The following is a 16,830-nucleotide window of genomic DNA, read 5'->3' as shown; positions in this document are numbered from 1 at the left end:
ATTGATCTGGAACTCCCCATGGATATTTCTTTCACGACCTTGGTTCTATTTGCTACGTCAGTGGCGATTCTAATGATCACGCCCGGAGCGGACATGATCTACATCCTGTCTAATTCGATCAGTAATGGTGCCCGCGGGGGTATGGCTGCAATTCTTGGCGTGGCGAGTGGCGCGTTTTGTTATGTGCTTCTGGCGATAGCGGGTGTGGCGGCCCTGATCGCCGCATCTCCACTGTTGTATGGCCTGTTGGTAATAGCAGGCGCGGCATACCTCTCCTGGCTGGGTGTGGGCCTGCTCCGCTCCGGTCAATCGGTGACACAGGTCCAGGGCGGAATCAGGGCAACTTTCTGGCCCGTCTACCGACGCGGGTTGATGACCAACTTGTTCAACCCGAAGGCGATGATGTTCACCCTCTCATTCATGCCGCAATTCATTCCACAGCACGCAAGTCATAAAGCACTTTCGATGCTTTATCTCGGTGTCGTCCTGGTAGTGGTCATGATTTTAGTAGAGCTGCCCCTTGCGCTCTGTGGACGACAGATTGGCCTTAAGTTAGGTAATAATCCACGCATTGGTGTGTGGATCAACCGAGTCGCAGGGGCGTTGCTGCTGTCCATTGGTGTTTTTCTTGTACTCTCTAACGTCTTCTAAACCGTCTTGCCCAGGATAGTCGTTGGACAAATAACGGTCATTCCCTTTGGAAAACCACAGCGCTAGAACACAAAGCTATGCCCTAACTCCACCTCCATCCACCCCAAGAACCGCCTGACCCTGGGAAAACTGGAGTGCGCCTTCGGGAACACCAAATGGTGGGCGGCAACCGCAGCGCTCAACGCTTCGGGGGCGACTTCAACCAGCGAACCGTTGGCCAGGTATTTTTGCGCCAGCAGCGTGCTTTCAAGGGCGAACCCCAGGCCGTGGCTCGCGGCTTCCAGGCTCATGTAGGAACGGTCGAAACTCAAGGCGTAGGGCTTTTCGGGGCGCGCCAGGCCATGCTGGGCGAACCACTCAGGCCACCTGAGCAAGGTTGCTTCGGAAAGGATCAGCTCTTGTGCCAGGAGATCCGCGGCGTTTTCTACCGCGCAGCGCGCGATCAGCTTGGGCGAGGCCAGCACCGCGAAACTTTCGTTGCGTACGGTGCGCACTTCATAGCTGGGCCAATTAGGCCGGCCGTGACGAATATCCACATCGATCTTGTCCTGGCTGAAATGCAGCGACTCATAGGAACACGACAAATTGATCTGGATGTCCGGATTGCTCGCGCGAAACGACTCCAACCGCGGCATCAGCCAGAGCAAGCCAAAGCTGGGGGCCGAATGCAGCCGCAGGCAATCCAGGCTGACGTCACTCGCGGCGCGCTCGGTGGCGACCTCAAGGCTCTGCAACAGACCGGAAATATCCTTCAAGTACTGCTCACCCACTGGCGTCAGGGTCACCCCACGCGCTGCCCGCACAAACAACTGCCGACCAATCATCACCTCCAGCTTGGCCAGTTGATGGCTGATCGCTGACGGTGTGAGGTCGAGCACTTCGGCGGCCCTTGCCAGGTTGCCGAAACGGGCTGTCTGCTCGAAGGCCTGAATGGCTCTCAGCGGTGGCAGATTGGAGGTGGGGATATCGTCCTGGCGCATCGGTATTCAGCCTATTGTTTTTTGGGTCGCGGGCGGATCGTGCCATTCAAGCATTTGCGGTCCACATTGACGAGTGCTGAATTTTATTCATGTAGCAGTGAGGTTTGCGTTATTGCTCGGCCCGTCGACGGGGACCACTCTGAGCCATCGATCGCTGAATCGAACCATAAAAACAATCAGAGGTATCCCTCATGCTTCTTCAAGGCAAAGTCGCGATTATTACTGGCGCCGCATCCGCACGCGGCATCGGCCGCGCAACCGCGCTCACCTTCGCCCAACACGGCGCCCGCGTTGTCATCCTGGATCTCGACGAGTCCGCCGCCCGTGACGCCGCGGCCACCCTCGGCGAAGGCCACCTGGGCCTGGCTGCCAACGTGGCCGATGAGCAACAAGTCCAGGCTGCGGTCGCCAAGGTGCTGGAGCACTACGGCCGTATCGACATACTCGTCAACAATGCCGGCATCACCCAGCCCATCAAGACCCTGGACATTCGCCCGAGCGATTACGACAAGGTCCTGGATGTCAGCCTGCGTGGCACGCTGTTGATGTCCCAGGCGGTGATTCCGGTGATGCGCGCCCAGGCTTCGGGCAGCATCGTCTGCATGTCATCCGTATCGGCCCAGCGCGGCGGCGGCATTTTCGGCGGCCCGCACTACAGCGCCGCCAAGGCCGGCGTGCTCGGACTGGGCAAGGCCATGGCCCGCGAATTCGGCGCGGACAACATTCGCGTCAACGCCATTGCGCCAGGCCTGATCCATACCGACATCACCGGGGGCCTGATGCAGGATGAGCGCCGCCACGCAATCATCGAAAGCATCCCCCTGGGTCGGCTTGGTGCCGCGCAGGATGTTGCCAATGCGGCGCTGTTTCTCGCCAGCGACTTGTCCTCCTATCTCACCGGCATCACCCTGGATGTCAACGGCGGCATGTTGATCCACTGACCACAGGTGCCAGCACCCGCTGTCCATTAAGTTCTGGATCGAAGATACGTCGGGCTTCAAGCCCGGCGTTCTATAAAAACAAGAGATCAGACCCTCATGATGACCACCATGACGCTCGACACTGTGTCCACAGTGCGCGCAAGCGCGTATCGCAAAACTGCCTGGCGATTGATGCCTTTCCTGATGCTGTGCTACCTGTGCGCCTACCTGGACCGGGTAAACGTCGGGTTTGCAAAGCTGCAGATGATGAATGACCTGTCCCTGAGCGAAACCGTATACGGGCTCGGCGCGGGCATGTTCTTTCTTGGCTATTTCCTCTGCGAAGTGCCGAGCAACCTCATCCTCCACAAAGTCGGTGCCCGGCGCTGGATCGCGCGGATCATGATTTCGTGGGGCATTATCTCCGCCCTCTTCGCCTTCGTGGAAACGGCCTGGCAGTTCTATGCGCTGCGCTTCCTGCTCGGTATCGCCGAAGCCGGGCTGGCACCGGGCCTGCTGCTCTACCTCACCTACTGGTTCCCCTCCTACCGCCGCGCCAAAATGACCGTGCTGTGGTTCATCGCCATCCCGCTCTCCGGCATGATCGGCGGGCCGCTCTCGGGCTACATCATGACCCAGTTCGCCGGCGTACATGGCTGGGCGGGCTGGCAGTGGATGTTCGTGCTCGAAGCCATTCCGACCGTCATCGTTGGCCTGATGGTGCTGGCTTACCTCAAGGACGGCGTGCACCAGGCGACCTGGCTCACCGATGAAGAAAAAGCGCTGGTCCGCAAAGAACTCGCCGAGGACAACAGCCGTAAAGTCACCCATGCATCGGTCGGCGCCTTCCTGCGCGACCGCCGCCTGTGGATTCTCGCCTGCATCTACTTTTGCGTGGTCATGGGCCAGTACGCGATCACCTTCTGGCTGCCGACCCTTATCCGTAATGCCGGTGTTGCCGACCCGATGCACATCGGCTTGCTCACCAGCCTCCCCTACCTGTGCGCCATTGTCGCGATGGTGCTGATGGGGCGCAGCGGCGACAAGCACCAGGAGCGCCGTTGGCATCTGGTGGCGCCAATGCTTGCCGGTGCGCTGGGCCTCACGTTGGCGGCGGTGTTCGGCACCCAACTGATGCTGTCGGTGTTGTGCCTGTGCCTTGCAGCAGCAGGCGTGCTGTCGGCGTCGTCACTGTTCTGGATGCTGCCGACCACCTTGCTCGGCGGCGTCTCCGCCGCTGCCGGGATCGCTGGAATCAACAGCTTTGCCAATCTGGCGGGTTTCTGCTCGCCCTACCTGATTGGTTGGATCACCACCACGACCGGTTCGAGCGCCATCGGCATGTACCTGATTACCGGTGTGCTGTGCATCGGTGCCTGCCTGGTGCTGCGCATTCCTGCCGCTTCGGTCAATCGTTGAGTTAACGGAGAATTTCCATGACTGCCACTTTATCTCGCGCGTCCTCCACCACCCTGGTGCAGCGTGCCCATAACATTCGCCGCCATGCCTTGCGCATGGGCCAAGTCCAGGGCCAGGGCTATGTCGGCCAGGCGCTGGGCGCGGCAGACTTGCTCGCCGTGTCGTACTTCCACGCCTTGAACTACAAGCCCGAAGACCCGGAATGGGAACAGCGTGATCGCTTTTACCTTTCCATCGGCCACTACGCGATAGCCCTGTATGCGGCGCTGATTGAAGCGCAAATCATCCCACTGGATGAACTTGAAACCTACGGTTCGGATGACAGCCGCCTGCCCATGTCCGGCATGGCCGCCTACACCCCCGGCATGGAGATTACAGGCGGCTCCCTGGGCCAGGGGCTGGGCATCGCAGTGGGTGCCTGCCTGGGCTTGAAGCGCAAACAGTCCGCCTCATTCGTCTACAACCTGCTGTCGGACGGCGAGCTGAATGAGGGATCCACCTGGGAAGCGGTCATGTCCGCTTCGCACTGGAAGCTCGACAACCTGATCGCCATTGTCGACGTGAATAACCAGCAAGCCGACGGACATTCCAGCGAAGTGCTGGCATTTGAACCCATCGTTGACCGCTGGCAAGCCTTTGGCTGGTTCACCCAGCGGGTAGACGGTAACGACCTGGATGCCTTGGTCAAGGCGTTCGACGCGGCCCGCAGCCACCCCGGCGCACAACCGCGCGTCATCATCTGCGATACCAAAATGGGCAAAGGCGTGCCGTTCCTGGAAACCCGCGAAAAGACTCACTTCATCCGCGTCGACGAGCATGAATGGGATGTGGCCCTGAACAACCTGGAAGAAGGCAAAACCGTATGAGCAACGCACACAAGACTGACGTTCAGGCACCCGCAGCGGCGAAGAAAAAGCTGACCACCTCGGCGATGATTGCCTCGATTGCCGCTGAAGGCCAGGCCACAAAACCAGCGCCATTCGGTCACGCATTGGCCGCACTCGCGGACCAGCGCCAGGACATCGTGGGTTTATCGGCTGACTTGTCCAAATACACCGACCTGCACATTTTTGCCAAGGCGCATCCGGAGCGTTTCTACCAGATGGGCATGGCCGAGCAACTGTTGATGAGCGCGGCAGCCGGCATGGCTCGGGAGGGGTTCGTGCCCTTCGCTACCACTTACGCGGTGTTTGCGTCGCGCCGGGCCTATGACTTCATCTGCATGGCGATTGCCGAGGAAAACCTCAACGTCAAAATCGTCTGCGGCCTGCCGGGCCTGACCACCGGGTACGGCCCCAGCCACCAGGCAACGGATGATCTGGCGATTTTCCGCGCCATGCCCAACCTGATGATCGTCGACCCCTGCGATGCCCTGGAAATCGAACAAGCCGTGCCCGCCATTGCTGCGCATCAAGGGCCGGTCTACATGCGGTTACTGCGCGGCAACGTACCGCTGGTGCTCGACGAATATGGCTATACATTCGAGATCGGCAAGGCCAAGACCCTGCGCACGGGCAATGAGGTTTTAATCATTTCCACCGGTTTGATGACCATGCGCGCCCTGGAAGCCGCCAAGGAACTACAGGCAGATGGCGTGGATGTCGCGGTGCTTCACGTGCCCACTATCAAGCCTTTGGATGAGCAGACCATTCTGGCTGAAGCCAGAAAGCCGGGACGACTGGTAGTGACGGCCGAAAACCACTCCATCATTGGCGGATTGGGCGAAGCGGTGGCAACCGTGCTGTTGCGCAATGGCGTTACCCCGACGTTCCGGCAAATAGCGCTGCCGGACGCGTTTCTCGATGCGGGAGCGCTTCCGACGTTGCACGATCGCTACGGTATTTCCACCCAGGCTGTGTGCGCGCAGATCAAGGGTTGGCTATAGGGTTTGAACCTGCTGGGGACTGAATGAGTCCCCTGCAGGAGTGCCTCCGTTTGAGGTGGGGCCGCTCAGGACGCTACAAACGAAAAGCCGCGACTGGCCGCACTGCGCTCATATTCCAGGAGACACTCATAGTCAGCCTCACTGGCCGGCAGGACTTCCTTGATCGCGAGGTCACGGGACACCTCAGGAAGCTGCCCCAAGGCTTCGTTCATTGCGTTTCTGATTGAAACGGCGTCCTGACCAATCGAGGTGATGTAAGGCAGGCAGGGACTGCGCGCACTTCGTGTCAGGATCCTGAGGCCTTCGATCTCGTCACTGTGATCTCTCGCAAGATAGTCGTAGGTGACACTGTCGATGGAAGCCAAATCACCCTCGCCTTCTCTAAGCCTTCGCAGGCTCGCCCTGTGGGATCCGGTGAAGGTGAGTTTCGAGAAGAAACCTCGGTCGCTGATCCCGGCCAGCGTGTGGCGAAATAAATTCATTCCAGAGTTGGAATCCAGGGCGTTGATCAGGCCATGGCGCCCCTGGAAACCCGCCAGGTCAATCACGGCCGAATCAGCCCTGCAGAGCAGCAAACTGCAATGGTCCCCGCCGGAGCCATGGGTAAGCTCATAGCTCGGGCGCCCTACCAGCTTTACCTTTCCCCGCAGCGACGTAACGAATGGATAGCCGCAGGTCTGGGATAACAACAGATCCGGGGAAAGCCAGTGCGCCGCGAGATCAACGACCTGTGTTTGCCCACGGCGCTCGCCGAGAATCGCCAGGATGCGCTCAAGCCAGGCATCCTGTGCGTGTAGAACCCTGGCGGGAGCGAGGTACATGGATAGATCGCTGGTCATATGACATCCATTCAGAGGGTGCGATTGATACTGCTCACAACAGGAAACGGTTGGCCGGCGTCTTCAAGCCCAAGCGATCCCTCAGTGTCCCGGGCTCATATTCCTGGCGGAACACCCCTCTGGCTTGCAGCAGAGGCACCACGCCACGGGTGAAGGTTTCGAAGTCAGTGGGCAAAAACGGAAACATGAGGTTGTAGCCATCGACGGCATTCGACTCGTATAACGCTGAAAGCTTGTCGGCAATATGCTCCGCCGTTCCGATCAACAGCCAGGTGCTGGAGCTCTTGACCAACCGGCGCCCTATTTCGCGGATGGACAGGGAGGTGTCGTACTGCTTGAGCAGGGCCAGCTCGGTTCGAATGCCATCAAACTCGGACTCATCCGGCAACGCTGGCAACGGGCCGTCCGGCGATAGTCCTGTCAGGTCCAGGCGGGTGTAGCTGGAGACCAGGTCAATCGCCACCGCATCGATAATCAGGCTGTCCTCCAGGTGCCGACGTCGTTCCTCCTCAGTCTCATCCCCGAGCACCACCGGCAGCACGCCGGTGATGATTTTCAGATCACTGGAATGCCTGCCCTTCAACTCGAGTCGGCGATTCAAATCTGCCCTGTACGCCAGTCCCTCCTCGACCGAGTTGATAAAACAGAAGTGTACGTCCCCATGGGCGGCGGCCAGGTTCTTGCCGGCTTCAGAAGACCCCGCCTGGGCAAGGACCGGATGCCCCTGGGGTGGACGCGGCACGTTAAGCGGCCCACGTACGCTGAAATGTGCGCCTTTGTGATTGATCGGGTGGATTTTCGAGGGGTCGGCAAAGTCGCCGGTGCCCTTGTCAAATTCAAGCGCGCCCTCCTCCCAGGAGTCCCAAAGCTGCTTGACGACCTGGATGAACTCCTCGGCCCGCAGATAACGATCGCCGTGTTTCGTCACGCCTGACAATCCGAAATTCGAAGCCTCTTCTTCCAGCCAGGACGTCACGATATTCCAGCTGGCCCGCCCTGCGCTGAGGTAGTCCAGCGAAGCAAAATAGCGCGCGAGGTTGAAGGGCTCGTTATAGGAAGTCGAAGCCGTGCCCATCAGCCCGATGTGCTCGGTAACCGCCGCCAGTGCGGACAACAGCGTAATCGGTTCCAGGCGGGCGTTGGCATAGTGCCTGAGCCCGCTGGCCACGGAATCCCAGACCGCAACGTGATCCGCAACAAAAACCGCATCAAACTTCGCCGCCTCCGCCGCCTGCACCAGTTTTACGTAGTAACCCAGGGTCAATATCTCTTGGGTCGGTGCCTGCGGGTGGCGCCAGGAAAAACGATGATCGCCCTGGGGGTTAAAAAAGAACAAATTCAAAATCATACTTTTATTCGACATAACGCCTCCGCGACCTTACCCACGTCGCATTGATTTTCACTGGACCGTCTTGACGGTATGTTCGGCGACCCACTGCGCCGCGACTTTCGCGGGGTCCTTGTGATCGATATCAACCAGGCAATTGAGTTGCTTGAGGTCGTCATCGGTCAGCTTTGCAGAAACCTCGTTAAGCACCTGGGTGACTTCCGGGGTCAGCAACGCCTTGCGCCCCAGTGGCGTGATGTTTTGCAGGGGCTGTTGGTGCTTGTCGTCCTCGAGGACAACCCAAGGCTCTTTCGCCAGGATGCCTTGCGTGGAGACCACCGTGGCCACGTCGATGGCGCCGGAGTTCAACGCCAGCCGCGACAAGGGCCCGCCCATGTCCAGCGACTTGACGCTCTTGAAGTTGATGCCGTAGACCGCCTTCAACCCGGGCAGCCCTAACGCGGCCGTGGCGACTTCGGGAGGCCCGCCCAGGGTGAAATCACCCGAGACGGGCGCCAGGTCGGACAAGGTGCGCAGGTTGTACTTTTCTGCGGTCTTTTGGGTGACGGCCCAGGCAGTAATAGAACCTGCGGACGAAGGCTCAAGCAGCTGGAGGTCCGCCGGCAACTTCTGTTGCAAAGCGCTGAGGATCTCCTTTTGGGTGGTCAGGGCGGTCTTGTCGTCATAGAAACTCAACAGTGACCCCAGGTATTCGGGGACGACGTCTATATCGCCGTTTTCCAGGGCCTGGGCGATGATCTGGCGGTTGCCCAGATTGAGTCGGGTCTTGACGTCTATCCCTTGATTTTTCAAGGCTGACGCATAGATGTTGGCGAGAATCGTCTGCTCGGAAAAATTGGCCCCTCCAATGGTGATGGACTGAGCGCTGGCCAACGCGCTGCCCACCAGCAAGCCCAGCCCCAGCAGCAATGAAACCGAGTGCGCTGAGCGAGCCTTCGAACGTTGTTTGTTTTTCATGTGGGTTTGCACCTCTGCAGAGTTAATACACACTTTCAAGTGCCTCAGGTCATGTAGCGCTTAGTTCGATTTTCCCCGCGCGCCATTTTCTAACCATGAATGTTTCTATCATTGAACAAACCCACTCACTGGCAATCGCCAGTGCCGACACCATCAGTGCGCCGCCAATGATTTGCGGCGTATCATTTCGGCCCAGTCCATCAATCAGAAACCTGCCCAGCCCGCCGAAGCCGGCATACGCGGCGATGGTGGCCGTGGCGATAAGTTGCACCAGGGCTGAGCGGAACCCTGAAAAGATCAGCGGAAAAGCCAGCGGCAACTCGAGCTGAAAAAACATCTGCCCTCTGCGCATGCCCATCGATCTGGCAGCCTGCTTCAGGGATGAATCCACCTGATCGATGCCAACATAGGTATTGGTTAATATCGGCGGGATGCTCATGGTCACCAACGCGATAATCACCGTGCTGGTTTCATAGCCAATAAGCATGATTGCAAGTATCACAATACCCAGGGACGGTAATGCTCGCCCAATATTGAACAGCCCTATCGCCACCTGCGCGCCTTTGCGGTAGTTAGCCAGTAGTACGCCGAGCGGCAACGCTATTGCGCAAGCAATGGCCAGGCTCAAGGACACATAATAAATATGCTCTGCCAGCCGAGTCAGTATGCCGTTTTCACCCAACCAATTATCAGGTAGAGAAAACCAAAGGTAGACACTTGCGATCATGTTCATCAGCGCACCCAAGGCACCAGCCATTTATTGATTGAATAAAACAGAAAATCAAAACATAACGCCAACATCACGGTCAGGACCAGGCTGACTGCCACAGGTGTAGTGAAACTTTGAGCCAGCCCGGTAATGAACAGCTGGCCCAATCCGCCTTGACCAATCAAGGCAGTAACCGTCACCAGCCCCACCAAAGTAACCGAGGTTGTTCGTAAGCCCGCCAATAACGCAGGCAGCGCCAGTGGAAGTTCAACCCCGAGGAACCTCTGCATGCGCGTATACCCAAGCGCGCGGGCTTCCTCCAATACGTCCGCAGGGTTGCTCGCAAGTCCCGCCAAGGTGTTTTGCAACACAATAAGCAAGGAATACAGGCTCAAACCAATGACCGCAGTGGTCTTGGATAAGCCGGTAAAAGGCATTATCAAAATAAACAGTGCCAGGGACGGAATGGTAAAAAGTATGCCGCAGGCATAAATCATCGGCCGCGCCAATCCTGGCTGCCACAACGTCAAGAGCACCATTGCACCCGCCAACAGCATCCCTATACACAGGCCCAGGGTCACCAGTTGAATATGATCGACCAACAGCTGGCCGATCTGCTGCCAGTTTTCAACGATCCAGGACCAGTCAATCATTGCGCACTTCCGAAGCGGCGTTCATTAAGTGCGCTGTGAAGGCTGGCAATCGACAGGCAACCTTCGTAACCGCCGGCCTCGTCCACGCGAACAACCACCCCCATAGGCGCCGTTAGCATCTTAACCAGAGCGTGATGCAACGAGTCGTGACTCGACACTGTTGTCAGCTCCGGAACAGGCATGTCCGAGTCACTGACCCACTTCAACGGGTTGGACTTGTCATCCAGTAGAAGTTTGAATTCACAACTGACCTCATCCACCGGAAGATCAGAAACCTTCATCAGCGAAAGTCTTTTTAACAGCGGATCTTTGCCGATAAAGCTCCTCACAAACTCGCTGGCAGGATGGGCAAGGATGTTGTGAGGGGTATCGAACTGGACAAGTTTCCCTTCGCCCTCGAAGATCGCAATCCGATCACCAATCTTGATGGCCTCCTCCATATCATGGGTCACCAGGATAATGGTTTTATGCAGACGTCGCTGAAGCGCAACCAGTTCATCCTGCAGTCGCTCGCGTATCACCGGATCAAGCGCGGCAAAGGGTTCGTCCATTAATACAACCGGTGGGTCCGAGGCCAATGCCCTTGCCAGGGCGACACGACTTTGCTGCCCGCCCGACAGCTGATTAGGGTAGCGGTCCAGAAATTCCGGCTGAAGCCCAACCAGGGAAATGAGCTCGCTCACGCGCCGGCGGATTTTATGTTGGCTCCAGCCCAGCAGCCGCGGGACTGCGCCAATATTTTCGGCAACCGTCTGGTGAGGAAACAAGGCGGCGCTCTGCATCATGAAACCAATGCCGCGACGTAGCGTAACGACGTCAAGTTCATCGGTCGCCACGCCGTTGACACGGATGCGGCCACTGTCCTGGGTATCCAGCCGGTTGATCATGCGCAGAATGGTGGTTTTGCCGCAGCCACTCGGCCCGACAAATACACAGATCTCCCCCTCCCGGACGTGAAGCGTTAAATCGCTCACGGCCATTCGCGGGCTGCCTTTATGAGTTTTCCTGATGGCTTCAAAACGTATCATTTTCCGACGCCCACATTAGCTTGCCTAGTGTTAGTGCTCAGCAGGATGGCGAGGACAATCCACGGGACTGACCAGATGTTTCTGCAATAACTGGAAGTAGCCATGAATGACATAGCCATTGTTTCGCGCGATCCATTGTTCACGCCTGGCTCTATACACCCTGGGTAAGTAAAACCAGGGCAAACCGGGAAGATCGTGATGAACCAGGTGAAGATTGAGGTTGAGAAACAGCCAACTCAACAGCCCCGACGATTCATTGATAACCGTGCGGTGTTCCGGATACGTTGACGGACGATGTTCGTAAAACGACCTGATCATGGCAATCGACAAGGCCGGCAACGAAACCAGGAATAAGTACTGTATGGCACTGATGGCGCTGTATTCCTCAACCAAAGCCAGCACTACGCCAACACTGAGTAGATGCGCGGCCCACATCCGCCAAGCGATTCGGCCGGTATGAAACAGCCCTCTGATTTCGCTACCCGCAAGGGCTATCACCGCCAGTGGCGCGCCCATAAGCAAACGACCACCCAAGGTCTTGTTTACCCATAACAACGTTCTGATATACCGAGGCGAGCGCAACCAAAAAGCACCGCTGACATAACGACTTTCCGGATCTTGCCCGGGTACCGTCAGCACTTCGTCGTTGTGATGTGCCAAATGGGTGTCCCTGTAAATGTCATAGGGGTACCAAACGGCAAACGGCAGAAATCCCAAGGCCTTGTTTATGGCGGGCCAACGGGTTGGATGACCATGGATAAGCTCATGCTGAATCGACATCCACAGCACAACCAGTGGCACCAGCAGGACAAGGCTGAATACTTCGCCAAGTACTTGCCCATAAAAAATAATAAACGCCCAGGCCAGATAAAACCCGACTAACAAAAGCCAGGTGGGCCATTCGGTTCTACTGGTCAGGGTAGTGCTCAGCTTGACGATTTCCGCTCGATGAGCGTCATCCAAATAGTTTGGCATTGTTGTCAGTCGCGATAGAACGTGCTCGGAACGGGCGCCCAATCACTCACACTTCAAGCTGCAACCCATAAACCGGGATTACCTGAAGATGATTGGCTGGACTAACGGTATGGAAGTGCCCAACAACGACGATTCACATGGCGTAGAGAAGAAACGCCAAGCCTTCGCTGATTGCACTGCAGGCTTCGCTGTTGGCCTGACAAGGGAGAGGTTTGCCGGTAACGGATGGAACGGCAATGGAAGAAAAAGGACGGGTGCTGATATTGTCGGCGTGAGAAATCGCGACATGGGCGCCGTCATGTGACAGAGCCTCAAGGCTGATTTGGAAGATTCGGGCGCCGGACATAGTCGTACCATAACAATAGGATTGAACATATCCGGCGGTCCGGTGACAGCAAGGTAGCATGATGACTAATACGATCAAGGACTATATTTTATTATGCTTATTCCTAAAATGAATAAGTGATCCAGGCGAACGATGCAAGCCAGCTGCATCGGAACAGACCTCGAATAAAAACAACGGAGGGTTGCCTACCGACTATGAACATTCTCTACGATGAACGCGTCGACGGCGTCCTGCCTGACGTCGACAAACAGGCACTCCTGCGCGCCCTGCAGACTCGCTTGCCTGACCTGGAAATCCTGCACCAGCACGAAGCGCTCAAGCCGTACGAATGCGACGGACTCTCGGCTTATCGCACCACGCCCATGCTGGTGGTGCTGCCGCGCCACATCGATCAGGTCCAGGGCGTGCTTCGAGTCTGCCATGAGCGGCGTGTACCGGTGGTGGCTCGCGGCGCGGGCACCGGGTTGTCCGGCGGTGCGCTGCCGCTGGAAAAAGGCGTGCTGCTGGTGATGGCGCGCTTCAACAACATTCTGCACATCGACCCCGCCGCCCGCACCGCCCGGGTTCAGCCGGGGGTACGCAACCTGGCGATTTCCCAGGCGGCTGCGCCGTTCGGCTTGTATTACGCGCCGGACCCTTCCTCGCAGATCGCCTGTTCCATCGGCGGTAACGTGGCGGAAAACGCCGGTGGCGTGCATTGCCTGAAGTACGGGTTGACCGTGCACAACCTGCTCAAGGTCGACATCCTGACCGTCGACGGCGAACACGTGAGCCTGGGTTCCCAGGCCCTCGATGCTCCGGGTTTCGATCTGCTGGCATTGTTCACCGGCTCCGAAGGCATGCTCGGGGTGATCACCGAGGTCACGGTCAAGCTGTTGCCCAAACCACAAACCGCCAAAGTGTTGCTGGCAGCCTTCGATTGCGTTGAGAAGGCTGGCCGTGCGGTGGGTGACATCATTGCCGCCGGCATCATCCCGGGCGGCCTGGAGATGATGGACAACCTGGCCATTCGCGCCGCCGAAGACTTCATTCACGCCGGCTACCCGGTGGACGCCGAAGCGATTCTGTTGTGTGAACTCGATGGCGTGGAAGCCGACGTCCACGACGACTGCCACCGCGTGCGCCAGGTGCTGGAACAGGCCGGCGCCACCGAAGTGCGCCAGGCTCGGGATGAGGCCGAACGCGTGGGTTTCTGGGCCGGGCGCAAGAATGCGTTTCCGGCGGTGGGCCGCCTCTCACCGGATTATTACTGCATGGACGGGACAATCCCGCGCCGCGAACTGCCTGGGGTGCTGCACGCTATCGCGGCGTTATCGACCGAGTACGGCCTGCGGGTAGCGAATGTTTTCCATGCCGGCGACGGCAACATGCACCCGCTGATCCTGTTCGATGCCAATCAACCGGGCGAACTCGACCGCGCCGAAGCCCTGGGCGGCAAGATCCTCGAATTGTGCGTGAAGGTCGGCGGCAGCATTACCGGTGAACACGGTGTGGGTCGCGAGAAGATCAATCAGATGTGCGCCCAGTTCAACAGCGATGAGCTGACCGTGTTCCACGCCGTCAAAGCCGCCTTCGACCCGGGCGGATTGCTCAACCCCGGCAAGAACATCCCGACGTTGCATCGATGCGCCGAGTTTGGCGCCATGCACGTTCATCTGGGTCAGATGCCCTTCCCCGACCTGGAGCGTTTCTGATGCGCAGCGAACACCCTATCGACGCCAGCGCAGCGCTGCTGGAGCAGGTCAACCAGGCGCTGAACGACGCCACGCCGCTGCGTATCCAGGGCTCCAACAGCAAGGCGTTCCTCGGCCGCGCAGTCACCGGGGAAGTCCTCGACACCCGCGTCCACCGGGGCATCGTCAGCTACGACCCGACGGAACTGGTGATCACCGCCCGTTGCGGCACGCCCTTGGCGGAGCTGGCAGAAGTGCTGGACGCCGCGCACCAGATGCTGCCCTGCGAACCGCCCTCCTTCGGTGAGCACGCCACCGTCGGCGGCATGATTGCCTGCGGACTCTCGGGGCCGCGGCGTCCCTGGTCAGGATCGGTCCGCGACTTTGTCCTCGGGACGCGGGTCATCACCGGACAGGGCAAGCATTTGCGCTTCGGCGGCGAGGTCATGAAGAACGTCGCCGGCTACGATCTGTCGCGCTTGATGGTCGGCAGTTACGGCGCACTTGGGGTGGTGACCGAAGTGTCCCTCAAGGTCCTGCCCAAACCACGGCAAACCTTGAGTATCAGCCTGGAAATGGACACCGACCGTGCCTTGCTGCGCCTGGCGGAATGGGGGCAGCAACCGCTGCCGATCAGCGCCGCGTGTCACGATGGCCAGCGCCTGCACCTGCGGCTCGAAGGGGGCGAAGGCTCGGTGGCGGCGGCCCATGAGCGCTTGGGCGGCGAGTGGCTGGACGCGGCTTACTGGCAAGACCTGAACGAACACCGGTTGAGTTTTTTCGATGAGGATCTGCCCCTTTGGCGCCTGTCCTTGCCGCACAACACCCCCCAACTGGCGCTGCCAGGTACCCAATTGATCGACTGGGGTGGCGCCCAGCGCTGGCTCAAATCCGACGCCGACGCGAGGGTCATTCGCGCGGTGGTCGAAAAAGCCGGCGGGCATGGGACCTGCTACCACCCGGGCCTGATCGACAGTCCCTTCCAACCGCTGCCCGACACGTTGATGCGCTACCACCGGAACCTGAAGCAGCAACTCGATCCACGGGGCATCTTCAACCCCGGTCGCCTGTACGCGGAGCTTTGAACCATGCAGACCACCTTGAGCGAAGACGCCCGCCGACTGCCGCGCGCCGAAGAAGCCGAACGCATCCTGCGCAGTTGCGTGCACTGCGGTTTTTGCAATGCCACCTGCCCGACCTATCAACTGCTGGGCGATGAACTGGATGGCCCGAGGGGACGCATCTACCTGATCAAGCAGGTGCTCGAAGGCAATGAAGTCACGCAAAAGACCCAGCAACACCTGGACCGGTGCCTGTCCTGCCGTAACTGCGAAACCACCTGCCCCTCTGGCGTCGACTATCACAACTTGCTCGACATCGGCCGGGCGGTGGTCGACGCGGCAGTGCAACGCCCACTCAGTCAGCGTTTGCTGCGCGAGGGGTTGCGCAGCGTCGTTCCCAATCCCGCCCTATTCAACCTGCTGATCGGCAGTGGCCAGCTATTTCGGGCATTGTTGCCCAACACCTTGCAGTCCAAGTTGCCTCGCCGCGTCTACCCGCCCAAACCGCGCCCGACCACGCGCCACGCCCGCCAGGTATTGATGCTTGAGGGCTGCGTGCAACCGAGTCTGTCCCCCAATACCAACGCCGCCACGGCGCGGGTGCTGGATCGCCTGGGGATCAGCGTCATATCCACCCGCGAGGCAGGCTGCTGCGGTGCGGTGGATTATCACCTCGACGCTCAGGCGGCGGGCCTTGAGCGCGCCCGCCGCAACATCGATGCATGGTGGCCGAGCATCGAAAACGGGGCCGAGGCCATTGTGCAAACCGCCAGCGGCTGCGGGGCCTTTATCAAGGATTACGGCCACCTGCTCAGCACCGACCCGGCGTATGCCGACAAGGCGCACAGGGTCAGTGCCCTGGCCAGTGACCTGGTTGAAGTGCTGCGCGGCGAGCCACTGGATAAGCTCGGTGTACACAGCGACCAGCGCCTGGCGTTCCACTGCCCCTGCACCTTGCAGCACGCGCAAAAACTCGGCGGAGCCGTTGAAACCCTGCTGACAAGCCTGGGCTTCAACCTGACCGCGGTTCCCGACGGCCACCTGTGCTGCGGCTCGGCGGGCACCTATTCGCTGACCCAGCCCGAATTGTCGCGGCAACTGCGCGATAACAAGCTGAATGCGTTGGAAAGCGGCCACCCAGACGTTATCGTCACCGCCAATATCGGCTGCCAGTCCCACCTCGACGGCGCGGGACGCACCCCGGTCAGGCACTGGATCGAACTGGTCGAGGCCGCGTTGCCCTCACCAGGTACTGCAGAATCCTTGCAGCTGCACGCACCGAAGCCCCCAGCAATCTAGCCGGGGCGCAATGCCTGGATTGAATCGGCCCCCTGTGGTGAGCGGGCTTGCCCCGCGCTGGGCTGCGTAGCAGACCCAAAACCAGGC

17 protein-coding genes are annotated in these 16,830 nt (G+C 59.1%); 9 read left to right on the top strand and 8 right to left on the bottom strand.

The features are described from left to right. The first annotated feature begins 18 nt into the window (after window positions 1-18). On the top strand, window positions 19-651 hold the full coding sequence (locus tag B9N88_RS19845) for a LysE family translocator (protein ID WP_027605725.1): 633 nt from the start codon (window positions 19-21) through the stop codon (window positions 649-651). 62 nt (window positions 652-713) lie between these two features. On the opposite strand, the gene B9N88_RS19840 is transcribed toward B9N88_RS19845, so the two are convergent. After that, window positions 714-1,631, bottom strand: coding sequence for a LysR substrate-binding domain-containing protein (locus tag B9N88_RS19840; protein ID WP_027605724.1), 918 nt, complete (start codon window positions 1,629-1,631; stop codon window positions 714-716). 191 nt (window positions 1,632-1,822) lie between these two features. Between B9N88_RS19840 and B9N88_RS19835 the strand changes: the two genes are divergently transcribed. The 4 genes from B9N88_RS19835 to B9N88_RS19820 all read left to right on the top strand — a co-directional run bounded on the left by B9N88_RS19835 (window position 1,823) and on the right by B9N88_RS19820 (window position 5,855). After that, on the top strand, window positions 1,823-2,572 hold the full coding sequence (locus B9N88_RS19835) for an SDR family NAD(P)-dependent oxidoreductase (RefSeq protein ID WP_027605723.1): 750 nt from the start codon (window positions 1,823-1,825) through the stop codon (window positions 2,570-2,572). A gap of 96 nt (window positions 2,573-2,668) precedes the next feature. Further along, window positions 2,669-3,970, top strand: coding sequence for an MFS transporter (locus tag B9N88_RS19830; protein ID WP_027605722.1), 1,302 nt, complete (start codon window positions 2,669-2,671; stop codon window positions 3,968-3,970). Window positions 3,971-3,987: 17 nt separating this feature from the next. Then, window positions 3,988-4,836: a transketolase gene (locus B9N88_RS19825; RefSeq protein WP_027605721.1), complete on the top strand. Its 849-nt coding sequence runs from the start codon at window positions 3,988-3,990 to the stop codon at window positions 4,834-4,836. Beyond that, on the top strand, window positions 4,833-5,855 hold the full coding sequence (locus B9N88_RS19820; RefSeq protein ID WP_027605720.1) for a transketolase family protein: 1,023 nt from the start codon (window positions 4,833-4,835) through the stop codon (window positions 5,853-5,855). Before B9N88_RS19825 ends, B9N88_RS19820 begins: the two co-directional genes overlap by 4 nt. A 65-nt stretch (window positions 5,856-5,920) precedes the next feature. Here B9N88_RS19820 and B9N88_RS19815 read toward each other — a convergent pair whose 3' ends face one another. From B9N88_RS19815 to B9N88_RS19785, 7 genes are read right to left on the bottom strand one after another with little or no spacing between them, the layout of a single operon-like run. Further along, on the bottom strand, window positions 5,921-6,694 hold the full coding sequence (locus B9N88_RS19815; RefSeq protein ID WP_027605719.1) for a phosphate/phosphite/phosphonate ABC transporter substrate-binding protein: 774 nt from the start codon (window positions 6,692-6,694) through the stop codon (window positions 5,921-5,923). 34 nt (window positions 6,695-6,728) lie between these two features. Continuing rightward, on the bottom strand, window positions 6,729-8,042 hold the full coding sequence (locus B9N88_RS19810; protein ID WP_256221198.1) for an LLM class flavin-dependent oxidoreductase: 1,314 nt from the start codon (window positions 8,040-8,042) through the stop codon (window positions 6,729-6,731). A gap of 51 nt (window positions 8,043-8,093) precedes the next feature. Next, entirely contained in the window at window positions 8,094-8,999 is a 906-nt protein-coding gene (locus tag B9N88_RS19805; protein WP_027605717.1) for an ABC transporter substrate-binding protein, read from the bottom strand. A gap of 49 nt (window positions 9,000-9,048) precedes the next feature. Continuing rightward, on the bottom strand, window positions 9,049-9,732 hold the full coding sequence (locus tag B9N88_RS19800) for an ABC transporter permease (RefSeq protein WP_043293549.1): 684 nt from the start codon (window positions 9,730-9,732) through the stop codon (window positions 9,049-9,051). After that, the gene (locus B9N88_RS19795; RefSeq protein ID WP_027605716.1) at window positions 9,732-10,361 is read right to left on the bottom strand and encodes an ABC transporter permease; all 630 of its coding nucleotides are present in this window, start codon (window positions 10,359-10,361) and stop codon (window positions 9,732-9,734) included. The genes B9N88_RS19800 and B9N88_RS19795 overlap by 1 nt, the downstream gene beginning before the upstream one ends. Then, a complete protein-coding gene (locus B9N88_RS19790; RefSeq protein ID WP_027605715.1) occupies window positions 10,358-11,389 on the bottom strand; it encodes an ABC transporter ATP-binding protein in 1,032 nt (343 codons plus the stop codon). Before B9N88_RS19790 ends, B9N88_RS19795 begins: the two co-directional genes overlap by 4 nt. Before the next feature lie 30 nt (window positions 11,390-11,419). Continuing rightward, the gene (locus tag B9N88_RS19785) at window positions 11,420-12,364 is read right to left on the bottom strand and encodes a fatty acid desaturase (RefSeq protein ID WP_027605714.1); all 945 of its coding nucleotides are present in this window, start codon (window positions 12,362-12,364) and stop codon (window positions 11,420-11,422) included. 109 nt (window positions 12,365-12,473) lie between these two features. On the opposite strand from B9N88_RS19785, the gene B9N88_RS19780 reads away from it, so the two are divergent. From B9N88_RS19780 to glcF, 4 genes are all read left to right on the top strand, one after another. Continuing rightward, window positions 12,474-12,668 (top strand): hypothetical protein, encoded by a 195-nt coding sequence (locus tag B9N88_RS19780; RefSeq protein WP_027605713.1) that lies wholly within the window; start codon window positions 12,474-12,476, stop codon window positions 12,666-12,668. Between the two features lie 236 nt (window positions 12,669-12,904). Further along, window positions 12,905-14,404, top strand: a complete 1,500-nt coding sequence (gene glcD / locus B9N88_RS19775) for a glycolate oxidase subunit GlcD (RefSeq protein ID WP_027605712.1) — start codon at window positions 12,905-12,907, stop codon at window positions 14,402-14,404. Continuing rightward, entirely contained in the window at window positions 14,404-15,468 is a 1,065-nt protein-coding gene (gene glcE / locus B9N88_RS19770) for a glycolate oxidase subunit GlcE (protein WP_027605711.1), read from the top strand. Before glcD ends, glcE begins: the two co-directional genes overlap by 1 nt. Before the next feature lie 3 nt (window positions 15,469-15,471). Continuing rightward, window positions 15,472-16,743, top strand: a complete 1,272-nt coding sequence (gene glcF / locus B9N88_RS19765; RefSeq protein WP_051429347.1) for a glycolate oxidase subunit GlcF — start codon at window positions 15,472-15,474, stop codon at window positions 16,741-16,743. Window positions 16,744-16,830 lie beyond the last annotated feature (87 nt).

Origin of the sequence: Pseudomonas sp. LAMO17WK12:I1, assembly GCF_900177315.1 — a bacterium.
Lineage (GTDB): Bacteria > Pseudomonadota > Gammaproteobacteria > Pseudomonadales > Pseudomonadaceae > Aquipseudomonas > Aquipseudomonas marginalis.
This window is presented reverse-complemented; position numbering and strand designations above follow the sequence as displayed.